At 72.2% G+C, this 11,971-nt stretch carries 12 protein-coding genes and 3 pseudogenes; 7 read left to right on the plus strand and 8 right to left on the minus strand.

Translation table 11 applies throughout. The features are described 5' to 3' along the window. Positions 1 to 189 (minus strand): helix-turn-helix domain-containing protein (locus ACWDX9_RS51385; RefSeq protein WP_449968958.1); only part of this gene is annotated, 189 nt, incomplete at its 3' end. Between the two features lie 220 nt (positions 190 to 409). Here ACWDX9_RS51385 and ACWDX9_RS51390 point away from each other — a divergent pair. Genes ACWDX9_RS51390 through ACWDX9_RS51400 form a run of 3 tightly spaced genes read left to right on the plus strand, consistent with a single transcriptional unit; the run spans position 410 to position 3,801 of the window. Then, the gene (locus ACWDX9_RS51390) at positions 410 to 1,252 is read left to right on the plus strand and encodes an oxidoreductase (protein WP_449968961.1); all 843 of its coding nucleotides are present in this window, start codon (positions 410 to 412) and stop codon (positions 1,250 to 1,252) included. Positions 1,253 to 1,288: 36 nt separating this feature from the next. Beyond that, a complete protein-coding gene (locus ACWDX9_RS51395) occupies positions 1,289 to 2,182 on the plus strand; it encodes an ATP-binding cassette domain-containing protein (protein WP_449892787.1) in 894 nt (297 codons plus the stop codon). Continuing rightward, a complete protein-coding gene (locus ACWDX9_RS51400; RefSeq protein WP_449968964.1) occupies positions 2,179 to 3,801 on the plus strand; it encodes an ABC transporter permease in 1,623 nt (540 codons plus the stop codon). Before ACWDX9_RS51395 ends, ACWDX9_RS51400 begins: the two co-directional genes overlap by 4 nt. 4 nt (positions 3,802 to 3,805) lie before the next feature. On the opposite strand, the pseudogene ACWDX9_RS51405 reads toward ACWDX9_RS51400, so the two are convergent. Continuing rightward, positions 3,806 to 4,474 (minus strand): annotated as a pseudogene (locus ACWDX9_RS51405) (excinuclease ABC subunit UvrA); the annotation flags it as partial. A 220-nt stretch (positions 4,475 to 4,694) separates the two neighbouring features. Beyond that, positions 4,695 to 4,853 (minus strand): annotated as a pseudogene (locus tag ACWDX9_RS51410) (hypothetical protein); the annotation flags it as partial. Between the two features lie 285 nt (positions 4,854 to 5,138). Between ACWDX9_RS51410 and ACWDX9_RS51415 the strand changes: the two are divergent. Next, entirely contained in the window at positions 5,139 to 6,422 is a 1,284-nt protein-coding gene (locus tag ACWDX9_RS51415) for a ferritin-like domain-containing protein (protein WP_449968967.1), read from the plus strand. Here ACWDX9_RS51415 and ACWDX9_RS51420 read toward each other — a convergent pair. From ACWDX9_RS51420 to ACWDX9_RS51440, 5 genes and pseudogenes are all read right to left on the minus strand, one after another. After that, positions 6,397 to 7,782 (minus strand): MFS transporter, encoded by a 1,386-nt coding sequence (locus ACWDX9_RS51420; RefSeq protein WP_449968970.1) that lies wholly within the window; start codon positions 7,780 to 7,782, stop codon positions 6,397 to 6,399. The genes ACWDX9_RS51415 and ACWDX9_RS51420 overlap by 26 nt on opposite strands. A gap of 72 nt (positions 7,783 to 7,854) precedes the next feature. Further along, positions 7,855 to 7,980 (minus strand): hypothetical protein, encoded by a 126-nt coding sequence (locus ACWDX9_RS51425; protein ID WP_449968987.1) that lies wholly within the window; start codon positions 7,978 to 7,980, stop codon positions 7,855 to 7,857. Continuing rightward, entirely contained in the window at positions 7,926 to 8,378 is a 453-nt protein-coding gene (locus tag ACWDX9_RS51430; RefSeq protein ID WP_449968973.1) for a hypothetical protein, read from the minus strand. Before ACWDX9_RS51430 ends, ACWDX9_RS51425 begins: the two co-directional genes overlap by 55 nt. Before the next feature lie 115 nt (positions 8,379 to 8,493). Beyond that, positions 8,494 to 8,577 (minus strand): annotated as a pseudogene (locus tag ACWDX9_RS51435) (hypothetical protein); the annotation flags it as partial. Positions 8,578 to 8,602: 25 nt separating this feature from the next. After that, positions 8,603 to 9,613 (minus strand): LacI family DNA-binding transcriptional regulator, encoded by a 1,011-nt coding sequence (locus ACWDX9_RS51440; protein ID WP_449968976.1) that lies wholly within the window; start codon positions 9,611 to 9,613, stop codon positions 8,603 to 8,605. A 254-nt stretch (positions 9,614 to 9,867) separates the two neighbouring features. On the opposite strand from ACWDX9_RS51440, the gene ACWDX9_RS51445 reads away from it, so the two are divergent. The 3 genes from ACWDX9_RS51445 to ACWDX9_RS51455 are packed head-to-tail and all read left to right on the plus strand — an operon-like array spanning position 9,868 to position 11,913. Next, positions 9,868 to 10,017, plus strand: a complete 150-nt coding sequence (locus ACWDX9_RS51445) for a hypothetical protein (protein ID WP_449968979.1) — start codon at positions 9,868 to 9,870, stop codon at positions 10,015 to 10,017. A gap of 13 nt (positions 10,018 to 10,030) precedes the next feature. Then, the gene (locus ACWDX9_RS51450; protein WP_449968982.1) at positions 10,031 to 10,810 is read left to right on the plus strand and encodes a ThuA domain-containing protein; all 780 of its coding nucleotides are present in this window, start codon (positions 10,031 to 10,033) and stop codon (positions 10,808 to 10,810) included. Beyond that, on the plus strand, positions 10,807 to 11,913 hold the full coding sequence (locus ACWDX9_RS51455) for a Gfo/Idh/MocA family protein (RefSeq protein WP_449968984.1): 1,107 nt from the start codon (positions 10,807 to 10,809) through the stop codon (positions 11,911 to 11,913). The genes ACWDX9_RS51450 and ACWDX9_RS51455 overlap by 4 nt, the downstream gene beginning before the upstream one ends. Positions 11,914 to 11,971 lie beyond the last annotated feature (58 nt).

Here is an 11,971-nt window from a genome sequence, read left to right on the forward strand (position 1 = left end):
GCGCCATCCGGTCGCCTGCTGCGCCCGGCCCGCGTGGTAGCCGTGCGGGCCGCCGTTGCGCGCGATCTCGCGGCCGATGGTCGACCTCGGCCGCCCCAGGCGACGGGCGATCTCCGCGTAGGTGAGCCCTTCCGCCAGCCCTTCCGAGATCTTGCGGCGGTCGTCGTACGTCAGGTGGCCTCCCGGCATGCGCCCTCCCGGCACGTCATCGTCACGCGCAAAGTATCGCCTCCGGCGGACCTGATTGCGACACCGCGTCGGGGATTGTTGCATTTGCCGACACCGTCGTTGCGCCAGTTAATCCGCTCTGACCTGGGACAACGACGTTCGTAACTTGCCGAATACGCGAACGCATTCGTAGCGTTTCCCCATGCGTGAACGATCGCCGTTCACGCGGAGGGAAACCGACATGACCCAGCTTGGCAAGGTTGCCAAAGTATGCCTCGTGACCGGCGCCTCGTCCGGCATCGGCCACGCCACCGCGCTCGAACTCCTGCACGCCGGCCACCTCGTGTACGGCGCGGCGCGGCGGGTGGGCAGGATGGCGGCGCTGCGCGACGCGGGCGGCCGCCCGCTGCCGGTGGACGTGACCAAGGAGGAAGACCTCACGCGCGCCGTCAACACCGTCCTGGACGAACACGGACGGATCGACGTCCTGGTCAACAACGCGGGAGCCGTCCTCCACGGCGCCGTCGAGGACACGCCGCTGGCGATGGCGCGGGACCTGTTCGAGGTCAACGTGTTCGCCGCGGCCCGGCTGGCCCAGCTCGTCCTGCCGCCGATGCGGCAGCGGGGCTCGGGCACGATCGTCAACGTCTCCTCGATCGGCGGCGAGCTCGCCTTCCCGCTCGGCGCCTGGTACTACGCCTCCAAGCACGCCCTGGAAGCCTTCTCCGACACGCTGCGCATGGAGACCGCGCAGTTCGGCGTCCGCGTCGTCGTCATCCAGCCCGGCATCATCAAGACCGACTTCGAGGCCGGGACCGCCCGGCAGTTGCGGGAGATCTCCGGGAACGGGCCCTACCGGCGGATGGCCGAGGCCATGGCCGGCGCCGCCGAGACACCGGCGGGCCACCAGAGCGACCAGGCCACCGACCCCGCCGTCGTCGGGGCGACGATCCGGGAGGCCGTCGAGTCGGACCGCCCGGAGACCCGCTACGTCGTGGGCTGGCAGGCCGAAGCCCTCCTCCAGCTCAACAGGTCCCTGCCGGACCGCGAATTCGACGCGCGCATCACCGGCTCCCTCAGATAACTCCGGCTCCACGAGAACCGCAATTCGGAGAAACCCATGACCCCTGCCATCGCCGTTTCCGGGCTCGTCAAGGCTTACGGGCCCGCGCGCGCCCTCGACGGGCTCGACCTCACCGTGAACCCCGGAGAGGTGCACGGCTATCTCGGCCCGAACGGAGCGGGCAAGAGCACCACCATCCGCATCCTGCTGGGCCTGATCCGGGCCACCTCCGGCAGCGCCAGGCTGCTGGGCGGCGACCCCTGGGCCGACGCCGTCGCGCTGCACCGGCGGCTGGCGTACGTGCCGGGCGACGTCGAGCTGTGGCCCAACCTCACCGGAGGCGAGGCCATCGACGTGCTCGGCCGGCTGCGCGGCGGGCTCGACGACCGGCGCAAGAACGAACTGATCGAGCGGTTCGAGCTCGACCCCAAGAAGAAGGCGCGGACCTACTCCAAGGGCAACCGCCAGAAGGTCGCCCTCGTCGCCGCCCTCTCCGCGGACGTGGACCTGCTGATCCTCGACGAGCCCACGAGCGGGCTGGACCCGCTGATGGAGGCGGTGTTCCAGCAGGTCGTCGCCGAGGCCAAGGCCGCCGGCCGGACCATCCTGCTGTCCAGCCACATCCTCGCCCAGGTCGAGTCCCTCGCCGACCGGGTCACCATCATCCGGGACGGAAAGGTCGTGGAGTCGGGGACGCTGGCGCAGCTGCGGCACCTGACCCGGACGACGGTCGTGGCCGAGACCGCCACCCCGGTGACCGGCCTCGACCGGCTGCCCGGCGTACACGACGCGAAGACCGAGGGCGGGAGCGTGCGGTTCGGCGTGGACGCCGAGCACCTCGACGCCGCCATCCGGCACCTCACCACGTTCGGCATCGACGCGCTGGTCAGCCACCCGCCGACGCTCGAGGAGCTCATGCTCCGGCACTACGCGCACAAGGAGGCGGCATGACCACGACGGTCACGGGAGCCCGCGGCCGTACCGGATCGGGAGTGGGGAGCGGTCACCTGACCGGCACCGGCGCGATGGTACGGCTGGCGCTGCGCCGCGACCGGATCAAGCTCACGCTCTGGCTGGTCGCGATCACGGCGCTCGTCCCGCGCTTCTACTACGCCGCCGTCAACGCGGTCGTCCCGACGCCCGAGGCCCTGGCCTCGGCCTCGCAGATGATCCGCGTCTCCTTCATGCGGGTGCTCGGCGGGCCGCTGTTCGGCGAGGTCAGCACGCAGAGCTACTTCCTGGCCGCCTACTGGGTCGAGTTCCTGCTGGCCGCCGCGATCATGAACATGATGCTCATGACCCGGCACACCCGGGCCGAGGAGCAGACGGGCCGGGCCGAGCTCATCCGGGCGGCCGTCGTGGGCCGGCACGCCCAGCTGACCGCGGCGCTGATCGTCGCCGTGATCAGCAACGCCGCGCTCGCGGCACTCACCACCGCCGCGACGGTCAGCATCGGGTTCCCCGCCGGCGGCGCGCTGCTGTTCGGCGCCTCCCTCGCCGCGACCGGGCTGCTGTTCGCCGGGGTCACCGCGGTCGCCGCCCAGGTCACCGAGCACCCCCGGGGCGCGAACGGGCTCGCGGGCCTGGTGCTCTTCACGGCGTGGCTGCTGCGCGGCGTGGGGGCGCTGCAGAGCCAGGAGGGCGGCCCGCTGTTCTGGCTGTCGCCGATCGGCTGGTCGCAGCAGACCCGGGTGCTGGGCGACGAGCGCTGGTGGCCGCTCGGCCTCTCGGTCGTTCTCGCCGGGCTGCTGGTCGCGGGCGCCTACGCGCTGGCGAGTCACAGGGATCTCGGCGCCTCCTTGGTGGCCCCGCGTCCCGGCCGGGCGTCGGCGCCCTCCTGGCTGCGCTCGCCGTTCACGCTCGCGCTGCGGCTCCAGCAGGCGGCCATACTCGCGTGGGGAGCCGCGTTCCTCGCGGTGGGCCTCGTCCTGGGCGCCATGACCGGAGGCATGGCCGAAACCGACCTCCCCATCTTCTCCGGCGCGGACTTCGGGCGGGCCTGGATCAGCCTCATGGTGTTCACCGGGTCCCTCTACACCGGCGTCTTCGCGGTCCTGTCGGTCATCCGGCTGCGGGCGGAGGAGGTACGCGGCCGGATCGCTCCCGTGCTGGCCGGGCCGACCGGCAGATCGACGTGGTACTGGTCGTCCCTGCTGGTCACCGCGCTCGCCGTGGTCGCCCTGCCGGTGGTGTACGGCGGCGCGCTCGGCGTAGGGGCTGCCCTGTCGACCGGCGAGCCCGGCCTCGTGGGAGAGGTCACCTGGGCGAGCCTGATCCGCGCCCCCGAGGTGCTGGTGCTGCTCGCCGTCCCCGCGGCGCTGCTCGGGATCGCCCCGCGGGCCGTGAACGCGGCCTGGGCGGTGCTCGTCTACAGCGGGTTCATGCAGGTACTGGGGTCCTACATGAACCTGCCGGGGTGGCTGGTGAACACGTCGGTGCTGTCCCACCTGCCCTGGCACCCGCTGGGGTCCTTCGCCCCGGTGGCCACGGTCGTGCTGACCGTGCTCGCCGCGGCGCTGGCGATCCTCGGCCGGTACGGGCTGCGCCGCCGCGACCTCGCCGCGGGCTGACGGGTCAGCCGGCGAACTCCCGACGGCCGTCCAGGAGCGGGCGCAGGAAACGTCCCGTGTGGGAGTGCGGATCGGCGGCCACGGCTTCCGGGGGGCCGTGGCCGACCACCTGGCCGCCGCCCGAGCCGCCCTCGGGGCCCAGGTCGATCAGCCAGTCGGCTGTCTTGATCACGTCGAGGTCGTGCTCGATCACCACGACGGTGTTGCCGGAGTCGACGAGCCGGTGGAGCACGGCCGGCAGCTTGCGGACGTCGTCGGCGTGCAGCCCGGTGGTCGGCTCGTCGAGCACGTACGGGGTGCGGCCCCGGGAGCGGCGCTGCAGCTCGGCGGCGAGCTTGACGCGCTGGGCCTCGCAGCCGGACAGCGTGGTGGCGGGCTGTCCCAGCTTGACGTGGCCGAGCCCGACGTCGGCCAGGACCCGCAGGTGCCGCGCGATGATCGCGTGCTCGGCGAAGAAGGCCGCGGCCTCGTCGATGGTCATGGCGAGGACGTCGGCGATGGACCTGCCCTTGTAGCGGACCTCCAGGGTCTCCCGGTTGTACTGGGCGCCGTGGCAGACCTCGCACGGCACGTGGACGGCCGGGAGGAAGTTCATCTCGACCCTGATGGTGCCCTCGCCGTAGCAGGGCTCGCAGCGGCCGCCCTTGAGGTTGAAGGAGAACAGCCGCGGCTCCAGCTCTTCGAGGTCGAGGTCGTGCCCGCGCGGGCACGCCGTCCGCTCCGAGAACCTCGGCTCGCGCTCCGGGTCGGTGGCATCCAGGTCGACGAACTCGACGCCGACGACACCGCCCGCGAGCCCCAGCGCCGTCTCGACGGAGTCGGTCAGCCGCTGCCTGATGCCCCGGCTTCACCGCGAGCCGGTCCACGACGACGTCGATGGAGTGCTTCTTGTTTCCGTCCAGCACCGGCGGCCTGGTCACCGGGTGGATCGCGCCGTCCACCCGGAAGCGGCTGAGACCGTCGCCCGCCAGTTGCCGCAGGACCTCGGCGTGCGTGCCCGCGCGGTCGCGTACGACGGGCGCCGGCACCTGGAAGCGGGTGCCGTCCGCCATGGCGAGCAGCCGGTCCACGATCCGCTGGGGAGTGCGGCGGTGGACCGGCTCGCCGCACTCCGGGCAGTGGGGCGGCCGACGCGGGTGACAGGCCCTCGATGACGTCCACGTCCGGCTTGTCAAACCGGCCGAGGAACTGGCGGGCGTACGCCGACAACGACTCGACGTACCGCCGCTGCCCTTCGGCGAAGATGGTGTCGAACGCCAGGCTCGCCGCCGGTCAGCGGGTGCGGGCCTTGCGGCGAAGCCCTGCCGCAGGCGCGGCCGCTGTGTAAGTCTGTAAGCATGACCGAGCCCCCCATCGTCATCGAGCACCGCGAGCACGTGTGGTACCTGCTCGTCCAGGCCTCGCAGCTCGAGCACATGATCATGTGCCAGTACCTCTTCGCCGAGTTCAGCCTCAAGAACGATGGGCTCACCGGCGAGCAGCAGGCCGCGGTCGATCGCTGGCGCCAGGAGCTCCACGGCATCGCCGTACAGGAGATGCTCCATCTCGCCCTGGTGGCCAACCTCATGTCGTCCATCGGCGCCGCGCCCACCTTCGGCAGGCCGAACTTCCCGCAGTCCTGCGGCGCGTTCCCGCCCTCGATCCAGATGCGGCTGCTGCCCTTCGGCGAGGCCGCCCTGGCCCACTTCCTCTACCTCGAACGGCCCGAGGGCATGGAGCGGCGCGACGCCGCCGAGTTCATCTCCTGCGATCCGCCGCCCGAGCCCATCGCGTCCGGCGAGATCTTCCCCCGCGCGCAGGAGTTCGCCACGGTCGGCCATCTCTACCGCGGCATCAAGGACGGCCTGACCACGCTGGTCGCCAAGTACGGCGAGGAGCAGGTGTTCTGCGGTTCGCCCCGGGCCCAGGCCACCCCGGAGCTGTTCCGCTGGCCCGAGATGGTGGCGGTGACCGACCTCGCGTCGGCGTGCGCCGCCATCGAGGAGATCATCGAGCAGGGCGAGGGAGCGCAGGGCGCCTGGCAGGACGCCCATTACGGCCGCTTCCTGAAGATCTGGGAGGAGTACCACGCGCTGCGCGCCGCCGACCCGGCCTTCGAACCCGCCCACCCCGCGCTCGGCGCCTTCACCCGCCAGCCCTTCGACGTGCGGGAGCCGCAGCCGCTCATCGGCGACCCGCGGACCCTGGCGCTGGCCGAGCTGTGCAACCTCGCCTACGAGGCGATCCTGTGGCTGCTCACCCGCTACTTCACGCACACCGACGAGAGCGAGGAAGAGCTCGAGGTCCTGATCGGCGCGGCGATCACGACGATGGCCGCCGTGCTGCGGCCGCTCGGCACCGAGCTGAGCCGGCGGCCCGCCGGCCCCGCCCATCCGGGACGCACGGCCGGGCCGGCCTTCGAGATGTACTACCTGATGGACAACGTGGTCCCCTGGCGCGAGGCCGCCTGGACGGTGCTGATCGAACGGCTGCGCCAGATCGCCGAGCGCTGCGCGTCCCACGCCGCCACGGACCCGGTGATCGCGGCGGCTTCGGAGCAGGTCACGGCGGTGGCCGACTCGCTCGACGCCGTCCGGGCCAAGGCGGCCTCCGGCATCACGACCCCCGGCGGGCCCGCGTGACCCGCAGCGCGCAGGCCGCCCCGGCCACGAGGAGGGCGGCGACGGCGGCGACGACCCGCAGGAGACCTTCGGCGGAGGAGGGGGCCGCGAAGTAGACGGTGCCGAGCCCGGCGACGGCCGTCACCCCGGTCAGCGTCGGGCCGGTGGAGTTGAGCGCCGAGATCGCCGAGGAGAGCCGCGGCTCCACCAGGTACGTGATCCGCGCGATCAGCGGGCTGTAACCGGCGGCGTGCCCGGCCCCCGCGAGCAGCAGCAGCGGCACGGTGCCGTACGGATGCCACTGGTCGCGATGGAGGAGCACCAGCAGGCCCGCCCCGGCCGCGAACGCGATCGGCCCGGCCACCGGCAGCGCGTTCCGCAGCCACCGGGGGTAACGGTTCCAGGTCAGGCTGAGCGCGCCGAAGCCGACGGCGTACGGGACGAACGCGAGCCCCGCCTGGAGCGGGGAGAAGCGCAGCGTGGACTGCAGATGCAGGGTCAGGGTCAGCAGGAAGACGGTGTAGCAGCCCATGACGATCCAGCAGGCCACCAGCCCCGGCTTCACCCCGCGCGGCCGCAGCGCCGCCAGGTCCAGCAGCGGGTGCCGCGCCCGGGCCTCGTAGCGGACGAACGCCACCAGCAGGGCGGCTCCGCAGGCGAGCGAGACCCATGCCCAGGCGGGCCAGCCCTGGTCCCGGCCGAAGATGAGCGGCATCGTGAACGCGGCCATGGCGACGCTCAGGAGAGCGGTTCCGGCCGGGTCGAGGCGTACCCGCTCGTCCGGGCCGGAGCCCAGCAGGACGCGCGGTCCGACCGCCAGCAGCACCGCGCCGATCGGGACGTTGATCAGGAACACCGGGCGCCAGGAGAGGCCGAACAGGTCGGCGCCCGCGACCAGCCCGCCGGTGACCTGCCCCAGCGCGACTCCCAGGGCGAGCACCAGGCTGTAGAGGCCGATCGCCCGGCGGCGGGCCGGCCCGTCCCAGTGCCGCTGGATGAGCGAGAAGACCTGCGGCATCAGCAGCGCCGCCCCCGCGGCCTGGGCGACGCGGGTCACCACCAGCAGGGGCGCGTTCGGGGCCAGCCCGCACAGCAGCGACGCCACCGTGAACCAGCCCAGCCCGGCGAGGAACGTGCGCCGGTGCCCGACGATGTCGCCGATCCGCGCGCAGGTGACCAGGAGCACGCCGGTGGTCAGCAGGTAGCCCGACACGACCAGCTGGATCGCGGTGCTGCCGGCGTGCAGTCCGTCACGGATGGTCTGCGCCGCCACCGACACGATCGATCCGTCCATGGACGCCATGGCCTGGCCGGTGAGCAGCACGGCCAGCATCGGGCCGCGGCGGGCGACGGTCACGGCGGGAGGAACGAGGGCGGTCATGCGGCCGAGTATCGGCCGCGCGCCTCTGGCCGGTCTTGAAGATATTTGCGCGCCGACGCCGGCGCGGTCCGATCAGCCGCGAGCCTCCGGGATCCAGACGCGCATGGCCGACGGGCCGCGGCGAGCCCACGAGCGGTAGGGGATCAGGGGCACGGTGCGGTCCTCGCCGGACCGGTGGTGCCGGGCGGTGGCCACCACGGAACCGTGCTTCCCGGTGACGGTGTCCGGCAGCAGCGTCGCGTCCTCCAGCGCCCACGACGGCGGCATTCGACCGACTCCAGGGCGAGCACCTCCGGCCCGCGCCGGACGGCCACGCAGCCGCGGATCGCGTCGACGCGGTGGTCCGGGCGGACGACCCGGGGCCGCAGGTCGAGGGTCAGCTCCAGCCGGTCGCCCGGCTGCCAGGTCCTGGTCAGCGTCATGCCGGCGGGCTCGACGGGTGCGCCGTTGAGGCTGAGCCGGGTGTCCTGGGACCACTCCGGGTCGCGCAGGATGATCGACGCCGGTCGGGCCGGCGCCCGCCGTGCGGTGATCGTCACCACGCCGCCGTGCGGGTAGTCCGTCGTGACGTCCAGCTCGAACGGCTCGCCGGCCACGACGGCGTCGAGGGTGGAGGACGCGTACTGGTGGATCTGGATGGTCGCCGCTCGGGTGGCGCTGGTGCAGGGTGTTGGCGTAGAAGAACGAGCGGCCGTCCTCGCCGAGCGAGGTCGCGACGATGTTGTAGAGGGTGCGTTCGATGAGGTCGGCGTGGCGCGGCTCGCCGGTGGCCAGCAGCAGCCGCCAGCTGAACATGACACATGAGTAAATGAGAAAATCATCAAAGAGGGGCGGGGCCGACCGACTGGCCCGGCACCAGCGTGCAGGGGATGAGGATGTTCGGAGGGGCGTCCGGCACCCCTTCGAGCTGGTCGATCAGCGCGTTCACGCCGAGGCGGCCCAGCTCGGTGGCCGGCGCCGTCATGACGGTCAGGGACGGCTCGATCATCTCGCCGAGCTCGGCGGTGGTGGCCGCGGAGATGATCGACAGGTCGTCCGGCACGCTGCGGCCGAGCGCCCGCGTCTCCTTGACCAGCCCCGCCGAGGCGCCCTCGTTCACCACGACGACGCCCGTCACCTCCGGGAAGTCCTCGCTGAGCCGGCGCGCCGCCTTCCGCCCGCCGGCCGATGTGCCCTCCACGGTGATGACGGTGGGCGGCGCGCCGGCGGCCGCCATCGCGTCGAGGTACGCGGACTTCACCCGCATGATCCAGCCGGGCTCGTTCCCGGTCGAGGCCCTCATCCGCAGGGTGACGAGCGCGATGCGCCGGTGGCCGAAAGAGCGGAGATGCCCGACGGCCTGGTCGATCGTGGTGGTGAAGTCCATGTCGACGAACGGCAGGTCTTCGTCCTCGGTCCGGCCGATCAGCGCGAAGGGCAGCCCGGACGCGATCAGCCGGTCCACGCGGGGGTCGCGGAGCTGGACCTCCATGAGCAGCGCGCCGTCCACGAGACCGCCGGCGAGCAGGTGGGACATCTGCTCGTCGTCGTTCACGGGCCACAGCACGAGGTCGTAGCCGCGCTCGCGGGCGCCGTGGGCGGCGCTCATGAGGAACTGGTTGGCCGTGGCGATCGGCCGCGCTTCGAGGTAGGGGTGCAGCAGCGCGAGGATGCGCGTGCGCGAGCTGGCCAGCGCGCGGGCCACGACGTTACGCCGGTAGCCGAGCTCCCGGATGGCCGCCTCGATGCGGGCCCGGGTCTCCGGAGCGACCCGCTTGGTGCCGTTGATGACGAAGGAGACCGTGGCGATGGAGACGCTGGCTCGCTCGGCGACATCGCGCATCGTGACCATGGATTGTCCCGCCTCCCACCTCGTGAGGACGCGCGAGCAACTCTATCGCGGCGTCGTCGGTAAATCGCTTAACTAGTTATTGACATCACAGTGCGATGAGCGCAACATACTTCACAAGCAAGCGCGGTTAAGCGCTTTACCGACAGATGCCCATGTTTCGAGAGCGATGCCTTCCGCATCCCGGCTCCCTCCGTGACTCCATCCGCCAGTGGCCTGCAAGAACCACCCCCCGATGCCGCCAAGGAGTAGCTCACATGAAGACAGCGCGAAAGTGCCCAGGAAAGGCGCCCGAAGTAGCTGTCGCGGCAGCGGCCCTCGTCCCCGCCTCCATCCCGGCGGGCCTGCTGCTGATCTTCGCCCAGCGCCACATCGCATCCGGCGCCATCAACGGCGCGATCAAATGAGAAAGGAACATGTGTGAAGACCCACGTCACCGTATGGGGCGAGAACCGCCACGAGCAGCTCGAACCCCGGGTCGCCGAGATCTACCCGGACGGCATGCACAACGCCATCCGCCGGGGGATCGAGGGCTGGCTGGGTGACAGCGCGACCGTCGCCACGGCCACGCTGGACGACCCCGAGCACGGCCTGACCGAGGAGGTGCTCGCGAACACCGACGTGCTCATCTGGTGGGGTCACGCCGCCCACGCGGAGGTGGCCGACGAGGTGGTGGAGCGGGTGCACCGGCACGTCCTGTCGGGCATGGGGCTGGTGGTGCTGCACTCCGGCCACTGGTCGAAGATCTTCACCAAGCTCATGGGCACCACGTGCACGCTGCGCTGGCGCAGCGAGAACGACCGCGAGCTGGTCTGGACGGTGAACCCCACCCACCCCATCGCCCGCGGCATCCCGCACCCCATCGAGATCCCCGCCCAGGAGATGTACGGCGAGCAGTTCGACATCCCCACGCCCGACGAGCTGATCTTCATCAGCTCCTTCAGCGGCGGCGAGGTCTTCCGCAGCGGCTGCACCTTCCGGCGCGGCAACGGCAAGATCTTCTACTTCAGCCCCGGCGACCAGGACTACCCGGTCTACCACCACCCGGACGTGCTGCACGTCATCGCCAACGCCGCCGAGTGGGCGGCCGGCGACCGGTCCCGGCGCGAGCTGCCGATCCTGCTCCGCTACGAGACGGGCGACTTCTTCAACGGGCACGGCTACCGCGGCGCCCTGCACAACAAGGAGCACGCCGAGTGAACCGTTCCGGCGCGCGCCCGCTCCGTATCGTGCAGGTCGGGGCGGGCGCGATGGGCGTCGCCTGGCTGCGCACCCTGGCGGAGTCCGGCGACGTCGAGCTGGTCGGGGTGGCCGACCTCGACACGGACCGGGCGGCGCAGGCCGTACGGGCCGTCGGCGTGGACGCCGAGGTCGGCGCCTCGCTCAGCGAGCTCCTGGCGACCGGGCCGGATGCCGTCGTGAACGTCACGATCCCGGCGGCCCACACCGCGGTGAACGTCGAGGCGCTGTTCGCCGGGCTGCCGGTGCTGTGCGAGAAGCCGGCCGCGCCGACCCTCGCCGAGGCGCTCGTCCAGGCCGCCGCCGCCGAGGCGACCGGGCGGTTGCTGATGATCAGCCAGTCGCGCCGGTACTTCGCCGCCCTGGAGGCGTACCGGAGCCGGATCGCCGAGCTCGGCCCGATCGGGCTGCTCACCACCGGGTTCTTCCGCGCGCCGCGCTTCGGCGGCTTCCGCGACGAGATGGAGCAGCCGCTGCTGGTCGACATGGCCATCCACGCGTTCGACGCCGCCCGTCACCTGCTCGGCGCGGAGCCGGTCTCGGTCGGCTGCGAGAGCTGGAACCCGCCCTGGAGCTGGTACCGGGGCGACGCGGCGGCGACGGCGACCTTCCTGTTCGAGGAGGGCACCCGCTACGTGTTCACCGGCAGCTGGTGCGCGGAGGGGGCGGAGACGTCCTGGAACGGGGAGTGGCTGGCCAGCGGCGCCCAGGGCACCGCCACCTGGGACGGCGAGGACCGCGTCACGTCCAGCGCCGGCGGCGCGGTGGACGTGCCGAGGGGTGACCGGGAGCAGATCGCCGGCGCGCTCGCGGAGTTCGTGGCGGCGCTGCGGGCGGGGGTGGAGCCGCCGGGGGCGATCGCGGGCAACGTCCGCAGCCTCGCGATGGTCGAGGCGGCGGTCCGCTCGGCGGAGACCGGTCAGCGCGTCGAGATCGACGCGCTGCTGGACCGCGCCTACCACGACGCGCTCTCGCACCCCGTACGCGAGGAGATCCGTACGCGGCTCGAGTCCTGGGGAACGGCGACGGCGGCGCTGCCGAGACAGCGGGCCGTCACGAGCTGAGGCCGACGAGCTCCTCCGGCGCGGCGGCCATGCCGTCCGGCCGGTCGCGGTCGTCGGC

This window comes from Nonomuraea sp. NPDC003201 (genome assembly GCF_053590415.1).